The following is an 18,930-nucleotide window of genomic DNA, read 5'->3' on the forward strand; positions in this document are numbered from 1 at the left end:
GCGGGCTCTTCACAGGCCCGCTGCCAGGCGGTAGTACGCCTGATTCCAGCGGATCTCCTTGGTGAACTGCCGGACGGTGGTGCTGTCGTCGATGAGCAGCAGCTCGGTGCCCAGCATGTCGGCCAGGTCGGCGAGTTCTTCCGCGCCGATCGCGGAGGAGAGCACCGTGTGGTGGGGGCCGCCCGCGGTCAGCCATGCCTCGGTGGAGGTGCGCAGATCGGGAGCAGGGCGCCACACCGCTCGGGCCACGGGAAGCTTCGGCAGCGGTTCGACCGGCTCCACCACCTCGATCTGGTTGGCCACCAGGCGGAAGCGGTCGCCCATGTCGGCCAGCCCGACGACCACGGCCGGGCCCGGGCGGGCGTCGAAGACGAGGCGGACCGGGTCCTCGCGTCCGCCGATGCCCAGCGGGTGGATCTCGCAGGACGGTTGGTGTCCGGCGATGGAGGGGCACACCTCCAGCATGTGCGCGCCCAGGATCAGTTCGCTGCCGGGGACGAGGTTGTAGGTGTAGTCCTCCATGAAGGACGTGCCGCCCGGCAGGCCCGCGCTCATGGCCTTGAGAGTGTGGAGCAGCGCGGAGGTTTTCCAGTCACCCTCGCCGCCGAATCCGTAGCCGTCGGCCATCAGGCGCTGTACCGCCAGTCCGGGCAGTTGCCGCAGTCCGCCCAGATCCTCGAAGTTGGTGGTGAAGGCGCCGAATCCGCCCTCGGTCAGGAAGGCGCGCAGGCCCAGTTCGACACGGGCGGCATAGCGCAGGGACTCGTGCCGCTCGCCACCGGTGGTGAGTTCGGATACCAGCCGGTAGGCGTGCGCGTATTCATCGACGAGTTCGCCGACCGCCGTCTCATCGGCGGCGTTCACCGCCTCGACGAGTTCGTTGACCCCGTAGGTGTTGACCGAGACCCCGAAGCGCAGTTGTGCCTCGACCTTGTCCCCTTCGGTGACCGCCACGTCGCGCATGTTGTCGCCGAATCGGGCCAGCCGCAGTCGGCGCAGGGCGTTGTGGCCGAGCGCGGCGCGCATCCAGGCGTGGATCCGTGCCACGACGTCAGGATTCGAGACGTGCCCGGCCACCGTTTTGCGGCTCACCCGCAGCCGGGACTGGATGTACCCGAACTCGCGGTCGCCGTGCGCCGCCTGGTTGAGGTTCATGAAGTCCATGTCGATGGTGGACCACGGCAGTTCGACGTCCGCTTGAGTGTGCAGGTGCAACAGCGGCTTGCGCAGCAGGTCCAGCCCGGCGATCCACATCTTCGCCGGGGAGAAGGTGTGCATCCAGGCGATCAGGCCGATGCACGACGGATCGGCGTTCGCCGCCAGTACCGTGGCCATGATCGCGGCCGAGTCGGTGAGAACCGGCTTCCACACCAGATCCGCCGGCGCGCCGGGTGCCGCCCCGAGCCGCTCCTGGATCCGGCGGGACTGCCCGGCGACCTGCGCCAGCGTCTCCTCCCCGTACAGACCTTGGCTCCCGGTGAGGAACCACACCTCGGGACGATTTGAGGCGGTCATCGGCTGGCTCCCGGGTCGGTCGTGGCTACGGACTGGCCGTAGACGTTCTGGTAACGCTCGTACAGCCGGTCGATATCGGCCTGATCGATGGGCAGCGGATCACCGAGCTGCCGGGAGATGTGCACGGTACGGGCCACGTCCTCGCACATCACCGCGGCCTTCACCGCCGCGCGGGCATCCTTGCCGATGGTGAACACACCGTGGTTGCGCATCAGCACCGCCGGTGAGCGGTGATCTTTGAGTGTTTCCACGATGCCCCGGCCGATGGAGTCGTCACCGATCAGCGCGAACGGCCCGACCGGTATCTCCGCGCCGAACTCGTCGGCCATGGCGGTCAGCACGCACGGCACCGCCTCGCCGCGTACCGCCCACGCACTGGCATAGGTCGAGTGGGTGTGCACCACCCCGCCGACCTCGGGCAGGTGGCGGTAGACGTAGGCGTGCGCGGCGGTGTCGGACGACGGGGCCAGCTCGCCCTCCACCACCCGGCCGTCGAAGTCGCAGACGATCATGCTGCTGGGGGCCAGGCGCTCGTAGTCGACGCCGCTGGGCTTGATGACGAACAGGTCGCGGCCGGGGACCCGGCCGGACACGTTTCCGGCCGTCCAGACCACCAGTTGGTTCCGGACGAGCTCCTGGTGCAGACCGCTGACCTGCTGCCGCAGCGATGCCACCGCGGCAGAGGACGTCGGCGACGTGGGATTAGGACTCATGAAGGCGACCTCGGAGGGGGGTGAGGGCCAACGCTCGATAGTGAGCGCTAACAGTCTGAAGGTGACGTGCGGGACGCTCCGGACTACGACCGCAGAGTCCGAGTGGCTCGCAGGCGGTGCATCACGGAGTTGGTGCCGCGGCCGAAGTAGTCGTGCAGGGTGCGGTACTCGGCGTAGAGGCGCTCATAGGCGGCGGCACGGGCCGGGTCCGGAACGTAGGCATGGCGCTCCAGACGGCCCATCGCCGCGGAGGCGGCACGGATGTCGGCGTAGGCGCCGGCGGCGACCGCCGCGTGGATCGCGGCACCCAGCGCCGGGCCCTGCTCGGAGGCGAGCACATTGACCGGCCGGTTCAGCACATCGCTGTAGGTCTGCATCAGGAAACGGTTCTTCAGCAGGCCCCCGGCCGCCGTGAACTCGGTGACCGGCACTCCGGCCGCCGTGAACGCGTCGACGATCGTGCGCGTGCCGTAGGCGGTGGCCTCGATCAGCGCCCGGTAGACGTCCTCGGGCCGGGTGTCCAGGGTCAGGCCGACGAGCAGACCGGACAGGTGGCTGTCGACGAGCACCGAGCGGTTGCCGCTGTGCCAGTCCAGCGCCATCAGCCCGTGCCCCCCCACGGGCTGCGCGGCGGCCCGCTCGGTGAGCAGTTCGTGCGCGGAGATCCCGCGCCGCCGCGCCTCCGCCGCGTACTCGTAGGGGGTGGTCGTCCGTACCGCCCAGGCGAGGATGTCGCCGACGCCGCTCTGGCCGGCCTCGTAACCCCACAGTCCCGGCACGATGCCGTCCCGGACCACCCCGCACATGCCGGGCACATCCGCCAGGACGTCGGAGTTCATGATGTGGCAGGTGGAGGTGCCCATGATGGCCAGCATGTGGCCGGGGTCGAGCGCCCCGGCGGCGGCGCCGGTGACGTGGGCGTCGACGTTGCCGACCGCCACCACCGTGCCCTCGCGCAGGCCGGTCAGTTCGGCGGCCGCCGCGGTGAGCTTGCCGGCCACGGCGCCGAGCTGGGACAGCGGGTGGTCGAGCTTGGCGGTGAAACCGGCGAAGTCCGGGTGCAGCGAGGCCAGGTAGTCGGAGTCGGGGTAGCGGCCGTCCTGGTGAATGCCCTTGTACCCGGCCGTGCACAGGTTGCGGTTCTCCGCTCCCGTCAACTGCCACACGATCCAGTCGGCCGCCTCGATCCAGCGGTCGGCGGCGGCATACACCCCGGGGTCCTCACGGAGCACCTGCAGCGCCTTGGCGTACTGCCACTCACTGGAGATCCGGCCGCCGTAACGGCTCAGCCAGCTCTGGCCCGACTCCTCGGCCCGCTCGACGATCAGATCGGCCTCGGGCTGCGCGGCGTGGTGCCGCCACAGCTTGGGGTAAGCGTGCGGGCGGTCGGCGAACGCCGGAAGTTCGCTCAGCGGGGTGCCGTCCCAGGTGGTGGGCAGCACCGTGCAGGCGGTGAAGTCGGTGGCGACGCCGATCACCTGCGCGGGCCGCACCCCGGCCGCGGCCAGGGCCTGCGGTACGGCGAAGCGCAGCACGTCGCGCCAGTCCTGCGGGATCTGCAGCGCCCAGTCCGGCGCCAGCTCAACGCCGCCGGGCAGGGCGCGGTCCACTACGGCATGGCTGTACTCGTGCACCGCGCTGCCCAGTTCCCGGCCGTCCTCGACGGCGACGACGAGTGCACGGCCGGACAGGGTTCCGAAGTCGACCCCGACGGTGACGGCGGGGATATCGGTTGTCATGGGTGTCTCCAGATATGCCGGAAGGTCCCGGCCGGTCACCGGAACCTCCTCGCGCGCGGGTGCGTATCAGGTGGGAGTGGTACTGCTGCGGACAATCAGGCGGGGATCGATCACCACACGCTCGTCGTTGGGCAGTGTCCCGCCGGACTCCAGCCGGCTGACCAGCAGACGGATGCTCGCCTGCCCCACAGCGGTGAAGTCCTGCCGGACCGTGGTCAGCGGCGGCGCGAAGAACTCAGCTTCCGGGATGTCGTCGAATCCGGCGATGGCCACCTGCCCCGGCACCGTCAGACCGGCCTCCCGGAAGGCCCGCATGACACCGAGCGCCATCTGATCGTTGGCCACGAAAACCGCGGACACGTCCGGCGAACGGCGCCGGGCCCCGCTCGCCGCCACCCGGCCGGCCAGTTCCTGCCCGGCCCGGTAACCGGACAGCGGGGTCCAGTCCCCCACCAGCGGCGGCGGCACCTCCGCGCCGGCTTCCTCCAGCGTGGCCCGCCAGCCGCTCACCCGGGCTCCGGCCTCCAGCCAGTCCGGCGGTCCCGCCACGTGCCAGACCGTACGGTGCCCGGCGCCCAGCAGGTGCCCCGTGACCAGGCGGGCGCCCAGTTCCTGATCCACCGACACCCCGGGTATCGGCAGGGAGTGCCCGCCTTCGACCGTCACCACCGGGAAGGGCAGGCGCAATTCGGCCAGCGCGGCGACGGCGGCGCGCTGCGGGACCATCACCACGATCCCCTCCACCCCCCAGTCGCTGAGGTGGTCGATCGCGTCGGCGAGCGCCCTGGCGGTGTACCGGCGCAGCGTGACCGCGGAGACCATGTACCCCTCGTCGCGGGCCGCCTCCTCCAAGCCGAACAGCATGCTCGCCGGACCGAACAGGGTCGGATTGCACGCCACCACCCCAAGGGTGAGGGTGCGCCGGGTGACCAGTGCGCGGGCCGAGGAGTTGCGCCGGTAGCCCAGCTCCTCGATCGCCCGCTGCACCTCGGCCCGTGTCGTGTCGCGTACGTTCGGATGGTTGCTGAGCACCCGGGACACGGTCTGATGCGAGACCCCCGCGACCTGGGCTACATCGGCCATGGTGGGGGCCCGGCGAGGGCCGGCGCCCTCCGTGGTCTGCGACATGGTTCTCCGATCCGTGATGCAGCCCATTGTTAGCGTTCACAGGCATGCTCGTCAAGGCCGGGACACAAGCTCGGCCCGGGACACCGGAGGTCAGCGGCCGAGCCAGCCGCCGTCCACCGGAATCAGCGCCCCGTGCACGTAGTCGGACGCGGACGAGGCCAGGAAGACCGTGATCCCGCCGAAGTCCTCCGGTACGGCCCAGCGTCCGGCCGGGATGCGGTCCAGGATCGCGGAGTACCGGTCCGGGTCGTCGCGCAGCGCCTGGGTGTTGTCGGTCGCCACGTAACCGGGCACGATCGCGTTGACGTTGATCCCCCGTCCGGCCCATTCGTTGGCCAGTGCCCTGGTCAGGCCGGCGAGGCCGGACTTCGCGGCGGTGTAGCCGGGGACGTTGATACCGCCCTGGAAGCTGAGCAGGGACGCGGTGAAGATGATCTTGCCGTGGCCGCGTTCCAGCATGCCCCGGCCCACCTCACGGGTGAGGGTGAACTGGCTGCTGAGGTTCACCGACAGCACCTGGTCCCAGGCGTCGTCGGAGTGCTCGGCGGCCGGGGCGCGGGCGATGGTGCCGGCGTTGTTGACCAGGATGTCCACCGGGCGGTCCAGTGCGCCGAGTCGCGTGGCCAGGTCCGCGACGGCCGCGCGGTCGGCGAAGTCGGTCCGCATCGTCAGGCAGGTCCGGCCGAGCGCGGTCACCCGCTGCTCCACCTGGCTGCCGGACGCCTCCAGGTTCGCGCTGACCGCCACGATGTCCGCACCAGCCGCCGCCAGGGCCTCGGCCATGGCCAGACCGATCCCGCGGCGACCCCCTGTCACCACCGCGAGCTTTCCGCTCAGATCGAAGGCCGCTCGACGCGTCGTGCTCATCGGGCCTCCCCCTCTCCCACGGCGCCGCAGTCAATGAGCACCTTCATCACACCCGCGCCGGACTCCAGCGCCTCGAAGGCGGCAGCCGCCCGCTCGAGCGGTTCGATCCGCGAGATGAGCGCGGTGGCCGGGATGGCGCCTTCGGTGATCAGCCGCACCGCGGCCTCGAAGTCCGCACGGTCGTACAAGCGGGCGCCGATCAAGGTGAGTTCGCGCCAGAAGAACCGGTGCAGGTTGACCTCTCTGGGCGCCGGGTGGATCGCCACCTGGATCAGCCGCCCGCGCGTGGCCAGCGAGTCGACCGCCGTGGTCACCCCGGCGGCGGCGCCCGAGACCTCGAAGGCGACGGCCGCGCCGGCGTCGTCGGACCACCGCGCGACGGCTTCGCCGAATTCCCCGGCGTCCGGTGCGACGTGCGCCAGCCCCAGCTCTCCGGCGACCGACCGGCGGTAGGGATCGGGCTCCACCAGCAGCACATCGGCTTCCGCCCGGCTCGCGACGACGGCGATGAGCAGCCCGATCGGGCCGCCGCCCACTACGAGGACCTTCTCACCCGGGCGCAGTTCGGCCCGGCGCACATCGTGCACCGCCACCGCGGTGGGTTCGACCAGCGCGGCGTGATCGAGCCGCAGATCCGGCGGAAGCCGGACCAGGGTGTCGGCCGGAACCGTCCAGCTCGTCTGCAGGGAGCCGGGCGCGTCGAGCCCGAGGAAGACCAGATGGTGGCAGATGTGGGTGTGCCCGGCCCGGCAGGCCGGGCATGTGCCGCACCACGAAAGCGGCATGACGGTGACGTGGTCGCCGGGCCGCCATCCCGTCACGTCCGGCCCGATCTCGGCGATCCGGCCGGACATCTCGTGCCCGATGACGGCCCGGGGGCCGACCCGGGTGTCCATGGCACCGTGATAGACGTGCAGGTCGGTGCCGCAGATCCCGGTGTAGGCGACCTCCACGCGGACCTGGCCCGGTGCGGGCGGCGTTTTCTCGGCAGCGTCGACCACCAGGGTCCGGGCCTCGGTGTAGGTGACGCGTCGTGCGTTCACGGGTTCAGCTCCTCGGTCAGATGCCAGATTTCTGCCAGGTCGGACCAGCGGCCGCCGGTCCCGCTGTCGGGCCACGGTTCCTGGCACGGGTCGGTCAGCTCCCACCAGCGGCGCGTCGCCGGGTCCGCACCGATGGCGGCCATGTCGGTGGCGAAGTCCTCGCCGTGGTACTCGAAATAGCTGAAGAGCGTGTCTCCGCGAAGAAAAATGGTGTAGTTGCTAACATTCGCGGCGCGCAGGGTCGCCTCGACACCCGGCCAGACCGCGCGGTGCAACGCCAGATACTCCTCGCGGTGGTCGGGCCGCAGTCGGATGGTCTGGGCGATGCGTCTCATGCCGGTTCCTCTCGTGTTCGGTGCCGGCCCGGGGGAAGCGCCCGGTCCAGCCGGTAGGTACGGATCGCGGTGGCGCGCAGCACGGCGTCGGCCGCGTCGGCGGGAAAGCCGGCGAGCGCGGCGCGGACCAGTTCGAGCCAGGTCGCGTACCGCGTGGCCAGTGTCATCACCGGCCAGTCGCCGCCGTACAGGCAGCGGTCCGGGCCGAAGGTCTCCAGCGCCTCACGGAGCAGGGCGACGAGCACCGCGGGCTCGGTGCCGGGTGCGGCCTCGGTGGCGAGCCCCGACAGCTTGCAGACGACGTTCCCCGACCTCGCCAACCGCGCCACCGCCTGCCGCCACGAGCTGCCGGGGCGCCCCGGGACGGGCTTTCCCAGATGGTCCAGGACGATGACGGTCCGCGGACACGCCTCGGCCAACTCGGCGAGCTCGGGCAGCTGGTGCTCGCGCACACAGGCGTCGAAGGGCAGCCCCGCCTCGCCCAGCAGGCGCACGCCCGCACGCAGTTCGGGGCCGCTGACGTAACCGGGCGGCTCGTCCTGCGCGTTGCGCCGCACCCCGACCACGAAGGGGTCCCCGGCGTGGCGGGCGACGCGGGACGCGGCCGACCGGATGTCCGCCAGGGACACGTGGACCACGGCCCCGCGGATCCACGGCCGCGTCCGCGCCATCGCCCGGACCCACTCAAGCTCCTGCCCGGCCTGGTCGTCGGCGCGTCCCGCCTCGACGAAGACCGCTTCCACCGGCTCCGGGACAGCGGCCGCGAAGTCGTCGGCGGTGAACGGACGGTTCAGCGGCGGGGCTTCGGCGAGCCATGGGTAGACAAGACGGCGCGGATCCCAGAAATGGACGTGCGAGTCGATCACCGGCCCGCCTCCGTCGGCCGCGCCCGGTGGCGGCGCCCCGAGGGCTCTGTCGGTGGCCTCGACGCCGGTGTGGCCCGGCGCGTGCGGTCTCATGAGGCGTCCTCGTCCGGGGCCGCGTCGAACGGTGTCCGGTAGGAGGGGGTGCGTGAGCGCCGGTCGAGTCGGAGCGTCAGACGGATCCTGCTGGAGCGCGGCAGGTCCACCCGCAGCCAGGGCGCGTCGACCTGGCGTGCGGCGGAGGTGACGGTGGGCCGGCGGTGACCGTAGTCGTAGAGGTCGCCGACCCAGCCGGAGTCCTCGCACACGGTGTACTCCACCGTCAGGATGGTGTGCTCGGCGAACGCCCCGGCCTGCATGATCACCGAGCGCGCGGTGTCGGGGTCGAGGTTGACCAGGTCGACGACGGTGCCCTCGGGGTGGATGCCGGAGACCAGCGCCGCCACCGACGGAGGAAGGCCGGGCCGGCGGGCATCGGCGTCGTAGTAGCGGACGCGGGCCTGCTGCAGACCGCCGTTGTAGACGACTTGCGGGCCGCCCCAGGTCAGCCGCACCAGTGCTTCGGTGACGACCGGGTTGGACTGCTGCCACAGGTGGATGTCCGCCTCGGGCACGTCCGTGCCGCGGTAGAGCTCCATCCGGGTCAGGCGGTGGCGCACCTGGGCCTGCGCGGCGGCCAGGATCCGCTCGGGGTAGTCCGGGTCGTCGCCCGCGAGGAAGGCCAGCCACGGCGCTTCGTGGCCGGCTTCCTCCTTGCTGCGGAACGGGCGGACGGTGCGCCAGTCGTAGCCGCTGGCGGACCGCAGCCGCTCAAGCCGCTCACGGTCCGCGGTCGAGGCGGAGTGGTGCCACAGCGCGGTCGGGACGGCCATCAGCATCGGGTTGTAGTCGAACCAGCCCCGGTGCGTCTGCGGGCTTCCCGTGGTTGTCTCGTGCGGACCGCGCGGACCTTCGCTGTCATGTACGCCTCGCTACGTTGCTGTGCCCGTCGGGCTGTGGGCAATGGATACGGCTGCTGCCGCCGGGCCGCGGATCACGGCTCCGGCAGGGGTGACGAGAGGGCGCACCCCTTGCCGTCGACCAGGTGGGAGGGGCGCCGCGTCTTGGTCACACATAAGACGCGGCTGGACGGCGCGCAGTCAACGGATGTGCATGCTTATTTCCAAGATCTTTTGCCTCAGGCAGATGACAACTGTCACTATTTACCCGTACTTTCCATGATCTGCGCGACCATCCCGCCCACATAAGTAGTACTCATTCTGCTGTCATGGGAGATCGCTGTATGCTCTCCCCACAGCGAAGGTGGGGTCATCCGCTCGGTATGACCCGCGGACATGGGGAGGGCCGTTGGACGGCAAGCCCGCACTGGCGGTGGACGGCGTCCCTGCACAGCAGCAGACGCAGCCCGCGGGATCGTACCGGCCCGGCTATGAACTGATCGCCGAGCAGATCCTCCAGCTCATCGCGGAGTCCGGGCTGCGGCCGGGTGATCGCATGCCGACGGAGAACGAGCTGGCGTCCCGCCTGGGGACCAGCCGGACCGTGGTACGCGAGGCGGTCAAGATCCTCTCGGCCATCGGCCGGGTGCGCGCCCAGAAGGGCCGCGGTCTGTACGTCGCGGACGACGAGGGGATGCTGGGGTCGTTACGCTGGGGGAGCTTCTTCCTTCCGACCGACCTCGATCATGTCTATACGCTCTTCGAGTTCCGCAGGGTGCAGGAGACCGCCGCCAGCCGGCTGGCCGCCACCCGGGCGACCCCGGCCGAGCTGCGCGCCATCGAGGCCGCGGCCGATACGTGCCGGGAAGGGCATGTGACGGGGCAGCCCGACCTCTTCGACCGGGGCGACGACGACTTCCACCTGAGCATCGCGGCCGCTTCGCACAACCCGTTCCTCGTCGCCTCGGTCCGCGAGGCCCGCCGGCTGCAGCACCAGTCCAGCATCATCGGCCTGCACGGCACGGTCGGCGGTCACGCCGACGAGGCCGTGGCCGAGCACAGGGCGATCTTCGAAGCGATCCGCGGCGGTGACGCCGAGGCCGCGGCCGAGGCCGCCACCGTCCACCTGGACAAGACGCTGGAGGACTACCGGCGGGAGATTCAGCGCCGGGTCTTCGGCTGACCGACCGGCATGGCGCCAGGCTCCCGGCCCGCGGTGATCCACCGCGGGCCGACGGCATGCCGGTGAGCGCTGACATCGTCCGCCGCCCGCGGCCATGACGGCCGGCGGCGGCCCGGCCGACCGCCGAAGTGGCCGGCCGCATATGCCGACCCTGATTCCGTCGCGACTACCGTGCCCGGTTGCTTCGCAGGTGAGACGGCACCCCCGGTCGAACCCGGTCGGCCGCCGGGTCCGACACCCTTGACACGCCAGGCAGTTGGGAGGACTGTCTCCCACCGAAACCCCTCCGCAATCCCACCGCAACGCGGCGCCCGGTTCCCTCGTCCGTGTTAGCGCTAACACATCTGAACCGCCGTCGCGCCCCCAACTCAGGGAGACCAGATGCGAAGCAGAAGTGCACCGTCCAACCGGACACCGGGCGGCGGTCGCGCACAGCGGCTGCTGAACTGGATGAGGCGCCCGACCGCTTCGGACGTCGTGTCCGAGCACGCGCCCGCCGGTACGCCGGCGCGACCGTCCAGGGACCGGCTCAAGATGTTCGCCCGCGCCGGCGCGGCCGGCACGCTCCTGGTGGGCGCGCTCGTCGGTGCCACGGTCACGGCCGGCCCGGCCGGTGCCGCCGCTTCGGGACCGTGTGATATTTACGCGTCGGGTGGTACCCCGTGTGTGGCCGCGCACAGCACGACGCGGGCACTGTACGCCTCGTACAACGGCTCGCTGTACCAGGTACGCCGCGCCTCGGACAACGCCACCCAGAACATCGGCCTGCTCAGCGCCGGCGGCTACGCCAACGCCGCCGCCCAGGACTCCTTCTGCGCCGGCACATCCTGCGTCATCACCGTCATCTACGACCAGTCCGGCCGCGGCAACAACCTCACCCAGGCCCCCGCCGGCAGCGCCGCCGGCGGACCGGACAACCTCGCCAGCGCCACCGCCGCACCCACCACCGTCGCCGGCCACAAAGCCTACGGCGTCTTCGTCGCCCCCGGCACCGGCTACCGCAACAACCACACCAGCGGCATCGCCACCGGCGACAACCCCGAAGGCATGTACGCCGTCCTCGACGGAACCCACTACAACGGCGGCTGCTGCTTCGACTACGGCAACGCCGAAACCGACAGCCGCGACGACGGCAACGGCACCATGGAAGCCATCTACTTCGGCAACATCAAGGTCTGGGGCTACGGCTCCGGCAACGGCCCCTGGATCATGGCCGACCTTGAGAACGGCCTCTTCTCCGGCGTCAACCAGCACCTCAACTCCGGCGACCCCACCATCAACTACCGCTACACCACCGCCATCATCAAAGGCGGCCCCAACCACTGGGCCATCCGCGGCGGCAACGCCCAGTCCGGCAACCTCTCCACCTTCTACGACGGCGTACGGCCCAACGTCTCGGGCTACAACCCGATGAAGAAGCAGGGCGCCATCATCCTCGGCACCGGCGGCGACAACAGCAAGGGCGCCCAGGGCACCTTCTACGAAGGCGTCATGACCTCCGGCTACCCGACGGACGCCACCGAGAACACCGTCCAAGCCAACATCACCTCCATGAACTACGGAACCGGCGGCACCAGCACGGGAACCACCGGCGCCCTGCACGCCGTGGGCGCGGGCAGGTGCCTGGACGTGCCGAACTCCTCCACCACCTCCGGCACCCAGCTCCAGATCTGGGACTGCAGCGGCCAGGCCAACCAGACCTGGACCCGCACCTCCTCCGGGCAGCTCACCGTCTACTCCGGCAGCACCCAGCTGTGCCTGGACGCCTACAACAACCAGACCACCGCCGGCACCAAGGTGGTGACGTGGCCCTGCAACGGCGGCAGCAACCAGCAGTGGCAGTTCAACTCCAACGGCACCGTCAGCAGCACCTTGTCGGGCCTGTGCCTCGATGTCACCGGAGCCGCCACCGCCAACGGCACCCTGGCCGAGCTGTGGACCTGCAACGGGCAGTCCAACCAGCAGTGGAACCTGAGCTGATCTGACCGCTCCACCGCGCCCGGCCGGGTGCGGACCGCAACCGCGAGCCCGGGGGACGCCCCCGGGCACCGGGGCCGCGGGGCACTGGCTGCCCCGCGGCCCCGGTATCGGCCGCGAGCCGCAGAAGTGACGGGCGTGCGACCGGCTCCCTCATCCCCATTCACTGCCCCCCACCAGTGAGGACCCAACGATGAAGAAGTACCCGGCGCCGCTGCTCGCGGCGCTGACGGCCGGGCTGGTGGCGGCCGCGCTGCCGGCCACCGCGGCGGCCGCCGAAGTCCACGCCCCAGCCGAGCCGGCCGCCACGGCTCCCGCGACCCTGCGGCTGATGCCGCTGGGCGACTCGATCACCTGGGGCGTGGGCAGCTCCACCGGCAACGGTTACCGCAGTGCTCTGTGGAACCAACTGGCGGCCGAGGGACACTCCCAGGACTTCGTCGGGTCGGGCCGCAACGGCACCATGTCCGACCCGGACAACGAGGGTCACTCCGGCTGGCGCATCGACCAGCTCGCCGGGATCACCGACTCGGTCATGGCCCGCTACCAGCCCAACGTGGTCACCCTGGAGATCGGCACCAACGACCTGAACGGCAACTACCAGGTCTCCACCGCCACGGACCGGCTCAGCGCCCTCATCGACCAGATCACCAACGACGTTCCCAACGCGACCGTCCTGGTCGGCACCGTGATCATCTCCACCAGCGGCACCGAAGAGTCCTACCGGCCGGCCTTCAACGCCAAACTCCCCGGCATCGTCCAGGCCAAGCAGGCCGCCGGCAAGCACGTCCGCCTCGTCGACATGAGCGCCCTGACCTCCGCCGACCTGGCCGACACGCTGCACCCCAACGACAACGGTTACAGCAAGATGGCCGGCGCCTTCAACAGCGGCGTCCAGGCCGCGGACGCGGCAGGCTGGATCAAGGCGCCCGCCTCGACGAGCGGTCAGGTGCGGTCCGGGATCGCCGGCAAGTGCCTCAACGTCAACTCCGGCAGCAGCGCCGACGGCACGGCCGCGCAGATCTGGTCCTGCAACGGCACCAGCGCGCAAACCTGGTCGGCGTACTCCGACGGCACCCTGCGGGCGCTCGGCAAGTGCCTCGACGTCACCGGACGCGGAACCGCCAACAACACCGGCATCGAGATCTGGTCCTGCAACGGTGGCACCAACCAGCAGTGGCAGGCGTACAACGGCGGCTATCGCAACCCGGCTTCCGGACGCTGTCTCGACGACCCGAACTCATCGGCCACCGACGGCACCCAACTGGTGCTGTGGGACTGCAACGGCGGCGCCAACCAGCAGTGGACCGCCCTGCCGATCTCCTGAGCCGGCGCCGGCCGGCCCGCGCGGATGCGACCGGTCAGCCGACGCTTCCCCCCACCCCCCACAAGGAAAGAGCACAGGATGAGGTACAAATCCCTCTTGCTGCCGATCCTGGTCGCGATGGCACTGGTCGTCACCGCGGCCGGTGCCGTACTGAGCGCCAGTCGCAGCGCGAGCGCGTCCCCGGCAAACGCCGCCGCCGCGACCGCCGGATGCGGCAAGGCCCCCACGCTGGCCAGCGGTACGCACACCATCCAGAGCAGCGGCCAGAACCGCAGTTACATCCTTCGGGTCCCCGCCAACTACGACACCGGCCACCCCTACCGGCTGATCTTCGGATTCCACTGGGTGGGCGGCACCGCGAACGACGTCGACTCGGGCGGAACCGACGGGTACAACTGGTCGTACTACGGCCTCAGGCGACTTGCGGACAACCAGAACAACAGCACGATCTTCGTCGCGCCCCAGGGCATCAGCAACGGCTGGGCCAATTCCGGTGGCCAGGACGTGACCTTCGTCGACGACATGATCAAGCAGATCGAAGCAGGGCTGTGCGTCGACACCACACAGCTCTTCTCCGCGGGCTTCAGCTACGGCGGCGCGATGACGTACGCCCTCGCGTGTGCGCGGGCGACCGTCTTCCGCGCGGTCGCGGTCTACTCCGGCGCGAACCTCAGCGGATGCAGCGGCGGCACCCAGCCCATCGCCTACATGGGACTGCACGGCCTCAGGGACAACGTGCTGCCCATCGCCTCGGGACGGGCGCTGCGCGACACATTCGTCCGGAACAACGGGTGCACCCCGCAGAATCCGCCCGAGCCGGCCAACGGCAGCCTGACACACATCATCACCGCCTACTCGGGATGCAAGGCCGGGTACCCGGTCGTCTGGGCCGCGTTCGACGGAGCGGGCCACGACCCCGGTCCCATCGACGGATCGACCGGGGACGGCTGGCACACCTGGACCTCGGGAGCGGTGTGGAGCTTCTTCACCCAGTTCGGGTCCGGCACACCGCCCACCAGCACACCGCCCACCAGCACCCCGCCCACCAGCACCCCGCCCACCAACGGGCAGATCGTGGGGCAGTCGTCGGGCCGCTGCGTCGACATCAGCAACTCCGCCACGGCCAACGGTACCCAGGCGGAACTGTGGGACTGCAACGGCGGCACCAATCAGCGGTGGACCTACACGGCCGCCAAACAGCTCATGGTCTACGGCAACAAGTGCCTGGACGCCAGCGGTCAGGGAACCGCGAACGGCACCGCGGCGGTGATCTGGGACTGCAACGGGCAGCCGAACCAGCAGTGGAACGTCAACGCCAACGGTACGGTCACCGGCGCGCAGTCCGGACTGTGCCTCGACGCCAATGGCGCGGGCACCGCCAATGGCACAAAGATCCAGCTGTGGAACTGCACGGGTGGAGCGAACCAGCAGTGGACCCTGCGGAGCTGACACACGGCGCGCGGTCCTGATCCGGGCCATCCGCGGGCAGGCTGACGGCGCCCGCCGCGCGAGCGCCGTCACGACGGCGAAAGGCGGAACGGCACCGGGTCAGGGCCGCGTGGTGAACCCTCCGGCGGGCGGTGCGCCGCAGTCGGCGCACCGCCCGCCGGAGGCGCGGTGCGCCGGTGGTGGTCGTCGGCGAGCAGCAGATAGCTGCTGGCGGTCCAGGTGTAGGCGCGATCGCGCAGTCCCGCACCGGTGAGGGCGTCGAAGTTCTCGGCGAAGCCGGACTTCTCGCACAGGGCCCGGAATCGGTGGCTGATCCCGTCGGCGAGGTCGGTGTGACCGCTGCGGCGCAGGCCGTCCTCGATGAGGACGGTGGCCGGGGCCCAGATGGGGCCGCGCCAGTAGCCGTCGGAATCGTAGTGCGGCGACTCGACGTGTTCGGTCGCCAGGCCGTGCGGGGTCAGGTGCGAGGAGATCCGCTCGGCGAGGTGGTCGCTGACGTCACGCGGGAGCCGCTCGCCCAGCACGATCGGCATGAGGTCCAGCAGGCTGCGACTGGTGGACGCCTCAGCGGAACGGGGAGAGCGGCTGCGGAACCGGTCGCCGGACCACAGGTCGGCGAGCAGCGCGTCCTGGAGCGCGTCCGCGGTGCCCCGATGCCGGGCGGCGGCCTCCGCTTCGCCGAGATCCGCGGCCAGCGCGGCCAGTTCCACCAGTTGGAGGATGAGGAAGGCCGCCAGGTCGGGGGTGATCAGCACCCGCCGGCCGTCGAAGGTGGTGGCGTTGTCCCAGCCGCTGTCGTTTCCGTGCTGGTAATGCGGCAGGCTCTCCTCGGGCGCGGTGCGGGCCTGGAGCCAGAAGTCGGTCCACCGCACCAGGCACCGGTAGGTCCGCCTCAGCTCGCCGGGCTCCGGTGGACGGGGCAGCCGTTCGCGCAGCCTCCGCAGCGCCCAGCCGTGGATGGGCGGCTTGACGAAGTTGTACAGGATCTCCGAGTGGGTGATGGAGTCCGGCAGGGCTCCGGTCTCGTCCTGGTGGTCGAACGGGATCTGGAACTGGTCCCATGCGAGGTCCGGCCGGCCCGGCGCCAGTGCGAGGGCGTTGAAGCAGTGGTCCCAGCTCCAGACCTTGTCCATCCAGTGCTTGGACATCAGGACGGCGGGACGCCGCAGGAAGCCGGCCGGACGCACGGTCGCCGACCACAGGACGTAGGCGGCCAGTTCGGCGGCGGGCGCCGTGGCGGCCGGAAGGGGAGCGACGGCGTCGGCGAAGTCGCCGAACGCCCGCGCGTGCGAGACCGCCGCGGCGTCGAAGTCCCCCGGAGCGGTGTACGGCTGCCGCGCGCTGTCGATCTCCTCGATGACGGCTTCCCAGCCCGGCGAGCCGGACAGGACCAGCCGGCGCTCGGTCCCGGCGAGCCCTTCGAGCCCCGCCGCGGCGGCGATCACGCCCGACAGGAGGGTGATCCGGTAGCGGCGGCCTGTCTCGTACGAGGTGAACTGGTAGGACCCGTCGACAGGGTCGCGGTAAAGGTAGGTACCGGTGAACGACGTCAGTTCCCGGTCCGCGGGCGTGATGTCGAGGTCGAGCCGCTCACCGCGCAGCCGGATGGTGTCGGCGCTTTCGTAGACCAGCGAGATCCGGCCGCCGTCGGTTTCCCAGGCGAGCAGGGTGGGTGTCGCCTTCCAGCCGGTCTCCGCCCGGTCCCCGGTCCCCGGGTGGACGGGCACGAGGCGCAGCACGGCGTGCATCCCGTTCTGGTGGGAGACCAGATGCAGGTCCTGTGCCCGGCTGTGCTGAGCGGTGACCGGCGAGATGTTGAACCATGATCCCTGGCGGCTGAACGGTATCTCCTGAATGGCGAAGGCACGGCTGTCGGGGGTGACGGTCATCGGCGGGAGCTCGATCCTTCTCGGATGTCGGCGTTTCAGCCACGGGACGGCCTGGCAGGGCATGGTGCTCAGTCTTTTACGGCTCCGGCCGTGACGCCGGCGGCGACGTAGCGCTGGGCCAGGACCAAAATGACGGCGGCCGGCAGTGAGGCCACGACCGCGGTGGCCATGATGGCGTTCCACTCCTGGTTGTTGTTCCCGATGTAGTGGTAGATGCCCAGGGTGATGGGCTGGTGGGCGCCGCCGCTGTCCAGCGTGCTGGCGAAGACGAAGTCCGACCAGGACCACAGGAAGGCGAACAGCGACACGGTGATGATCGCGTTGCGGCTCATCGGGAGCACGATGGACCAGAAGACGCGTAGCGATCCGGCCCCGTCCACCCGTGCGGCCTGCAGGAGCTCAGCGGGGATGCCGGACATGAACGCGGTGAAGATGAGGACGGCGAAGGGGACGGCCAGGGTGGAGTCGGCGACGATCAGGCCGGGAACGGAGTGCAGGAAACCCAGGCTGAGGTAGATGGCGTAGAAGCCCATCGCCATGATGATCCCGGGGATCATCTGGGCCACCAGCATCAGGAAGCTGACGAGCCCTCCGCCGCGCGGCCGCAGTTTCGCCAGTGCGAATCCGGCGGGGGCGGCGAGGAGGACCGTGACCGCGATCGTCCCCAGCCCGATGGCCAGACTGGTGCCGAGGTACGGCAGTTGCTGGTCGAGCACCTCTCGGTAGCCCTTGAGTGTGATGTGCACCGGGAAGAGGTCCGGCGGGGATTTGCGCATGTCCTGGTCGCGGGTGAGGGAGACGTTCACCATCCAGTACACGGGGAAGAGCATCAGGGCGGTGAGCAGCAGACCCAGCGCCGTCTTCCACCGGGACGCCCACCTGCCCCGCCGGCCTCGGCGGTCCGGCACCGGGCGGTACGGCCGGACGGGCGCGATGGCCTGGGCGCTGGCGTGGGCGCTCACAGGTTGCCCTGCTTTCGCTGGGTGCGGATGTACACCAGGCCGAAGACGAGGGCGATCACCACGAGGAGATTGCCCACGGCGGCCCCGGGGCCGAATTCCGGCAGCAGGTTGCCGAAGCCGAGCCGGTAGGACCAGGTGGCGAAGGTCGTCGAGGAGTCACTGGGACCGCCCTTGGTCATGATCCAGATGATGTCGAAGACCTTCAGCGTGTAGACGAGGCCCAGCAGCAGGGTGATCGCGGAGACCGGGCGCAGCAGCGGGAAGGTCACCCGCCAGAAGCGCTGCCAGGCGGTTGCCCCGTCGATGGCCGCCGCCTCGTTCAGCGACGCGGGAATCGCCTGGAGGCCGCTGTAGAGCAGCACCAGGTTGAAGGGGATCCCGATCCAGATGTTCGCGATGGTCACCGAGACGAGCGACCACGACGGTGAGGTCAGCCAGTTCACCGGCCCGATCCCCACCCATCCGAGGGCCGTGTTGCTGATCCCGGAATCGCTGTTGAGCATCCACGACCAGGTCGAGGCCGACACGATCAGCGGCAGCAGCCAGGGAACCAGGAACAGGGCGCGCAGCGTGGCCGAGAGCCGGAAGTGCTGCGTGAAGAACACCGCAAGCGCCAGCCCGACGGCGTACTGGAAGAGGAGGGAGAGCCCCGTGAAGAGCACCGTGTGCGCGAGGGCGGGCATGAAGGTCGGGTCGTCGAAGACCTTCCGGTAGTTCTGCAAGCCGGTGAAGGGCGCGTTGCCCTGCACGAAGGAGCGCACGGTGTAGTCGCGCAGCGACAGGTCGAGGTTGCGGTACAGCGGGTAGGCGTAGAAGGCGCCGAGGTAGATCACCACGGGGGCCAGAAAGCCCCAAGCGGCCCACTGCCCCGAGCGCGGCCGGTAGCGGCGCCGGCCTGTCACCCCGGCCGGCGGGGAAGCCGCCTCGCCCGGTCCCGTTCCGCCGGGCGCGGCGGGGGCGTCCGGCATGGGTGCGGTGCTGTTCATCGATGGCGCGGTCCTT

Annotated in this window: 15 protein-coding genes and 1 pseudogene; 4 read left to right on the plus strand and 12 right to left on the minus strand. The window is 70.4% G+C overall.

Going from position 1 to position 18,930, the window contains the following annotated elements:
* Positions 1-9 precede the first annotated feature (9 nt).
* From araA to OG519_RS01330, 9 genes and pseudogenes are all read right to left on the minus strand, one after another.
* On the minus strand, positions 10-1,515 hold the full coding sequence (gene araA / locus OG519_RS01290) for an L-arabinose isomerase (RefSeq protein ID WP_405577555.1): 1,506 nt from the start codon (positions 1,513-1,515) through the stop codon (positions 10-12).
* Entirely contained in the window at positions 1,512-2,228 is a 717-nt protein-coding gene (locus tag OG519_RS01295; protein ID WP_405577557.1) for an L-ribulose-5-phosphate 4-epimerase, read from the minus strand. Before OG519_RS01295 ends, araA begins: the two co-directional genes overlap by 4 nt.
* A gap of 83 nt (positions 2,229-2,311) precedes the next feature.
* Positions 2,312-3,967 (minus strand): ribulokinase, encoded by a 1,656-nt coding sequence (araB, locus tag OG519_RS01300; protein WP_405577559.1) that lies wholly within the window; start codon positions 3,965-3,967, stop codon positions 2,312-2,314.
* Positions 3,968-4,033: 66 nt separating this feature from the next.
* Positions 4,034-5,095, minus strand: a complete 1,062-nt coding sequence (locus OG519_RS01305) for a LacI family DNA-binding transcriptional regulator (RefSeq protein WP_405577561.1) — start codon at positions 5,093-5,095, stop codon at positions 4,034-4,036.
* A 90-nt stretch (positions 5,096-5,185) separates the two neighbouring features.
* The gene (locus tag OG519_RS01310; RefSeq protein WP_405577563.1) at positions 5,186-5,962 is read right to left on the minus strand and encodes an SDR family oxidoreductase; all 777 of its coding nucleotides are present in this window, start codon (positions 5,960-5,962) and stop codon (positions 5,186-5,188) included.
* Complete coding sequence (locus OG519_RS01315; RefSeq protein WP_405577565.1) at positions 5,959-7,005, minus strand: zinc-binding dehydrogenase; 1,047 nt, start codon at positions 7,003-7,005, stop codon at positions 5,959-5,961. Before OG519_RS01315 ends, OG519_RS01310 begins: the two co-directional genes overlap by 4 nt.
* Positions 7,002-7,340 carry an L-rhamnose mutarotase gene (locus OG519_RS01320; protein WP_405577567.1) on the minus strand — a complete coding sequence of 113 codons (339 nt, stop codon included), beginning with the start codon at positions 7,338-7,340 and terminating at the stop codon, positions 7,002-7,004. Before OG519_RS01320 ends, OG519_RS01315 begins: the two co-directional genes overlap by 4 nt.
* Positions 7,337-8,299: an amidohydrolase family protein gene (locus OG519_RS01325; RefSeq protein ID WP_405577569.1), complete on the minus strand. Its 963-nt coding sequence runs from the start codon at positions 8,297-8,299 to the stop codon at positions 7,337-7,339. Before OG519_RS01325 ends, OG519_RS01320 begins: the two co-directional genes overlap by 4 nt.
* Positions 8,296-9,102 (minus strand): annotated as a pseudogene (locus tag OG519_RS01330) (hypothetical protein); the annotation flags it as partial. The gene OG519_RS01325 and the pseudogene OG519_RS01330, both read right to left, overlap by 4 nt.
* Positions 9,103-9,568: 466 nt before the next feature.
* Between OG519_RS01330 and OG519_RS01335 the strand changes: the two are divergent.
* The 4 genes from OG519_RS01335 to OG519_RS01350 all read left to right on the plus strand — a co-directional run bounded on the left by OG519_RS01335 (position 9,569) and on the right by OG519_RS01350 (position 15,077).
* The gene (locus tag OG519_RS01335; RefSeq protein WP_405592390.1) at positions 9,569-10,324 is read left to right on the plus strand and encodes a FadR/GntR family transcriptional regulator; all 756 of its coding nucleotides are present in this window, start codon (positions 9,569-9,571) and stop codon (positions 10,322-10,324) included.
* A 534-nt stretch (positions 10,325-10,858) separates the two neighbouring features.
* Positions 10,859-12,304: an arabinofuranosidase catalytic domain-containing protein gene (locus OG519_RS01340; protein WP_405592392.1), complete on the plus strand. Its 1,446-nt coding sequence runs from the start codon at positions 10,859-10,861 to the stop codon at positions 12,302-12,304.
* Between the two features lie 190 nt (positions 12,305-12,494).
* Entirely contained in the window at positions 12,495-13,628 is a 1,134-nt protein-coding gene (locus OG519_RS01345; protein WP_405577571.1) for a ricin-type beta-trefoil lectin domain protein, read from the plus strand.
* 78 nt (positions 13,629-13,706) lie between these two features.
* Complete coding sequence (locus OG519_RS01350) at positions 13,707-15,077, plus strand: ricin-type beta-trefoil lectin domain protein (protein WP_405577573.1); 1,371 nt, start codon at positions 13,707-13,709, stop codon at positions 15,075-15,077.
* Positions 15,078-15,145: 68 nt separating this feature from the next.
* Here OG519_RS01350 and OG519_RS01355 read toward each other — a convergent pair whose 3' ends face one another.
* The 3 genes from OG519_RS01355 to OG519_RS01365 all read right to left on the minus strand — a co-directional run bounded on the left by OG519_RS01355 (position 15,146) and on the right by OG519_RS01365 (position 18,914).
* Complete coding sequence (locus tag OG519_RS01355) at positions 15,146-16,966, minus strand: amylo-alpha-1,6-glucosidase (RefSeq protein WP_405577575.1); 1,821 nt, start codon at positions 16,964-16,966, stop codon at positions 15,146-15,148.
* A gap of 68 nt (positions 16,967-17,034) precedes the next feature.
* Positions 17,035-17,796 carry a carbohydrate ABC transporter permease gene (locus OG519_RS01360; RefSeq protein ID WP_405592394.1) on the minus strand — a complete coding sequence of 254 codons (762 nt, stop codon included), beginning with the start codon at positions 17,794-17,796 and terminating at the stop codon, positions 17,035-17,037.
* 128 nt (positions 17,797-17,924) lie between these two features.
* Positions 17,925-18,914 (minus strand): carbohydrate ABC transporter permease, encoded by a 990-nt coding sequence (locus OG519_RS01365; RefSeq protein ID WP_405577577.1) that lies wholly within the window; start codon positions 18,912-18,914, stop codon positions 17,925-17,927.
* Positions 18,915-18,930 lie beyond the last annotated feature (16 nt).

The organism is Streptomyces sp. NBC_01190, assembly GCF_045039895.1.
Lineage (GTDB): Bacteria > Actinomycetota > Actinomycetes > Streptomycetales > Streptomycetaceae > Actinacidiphila.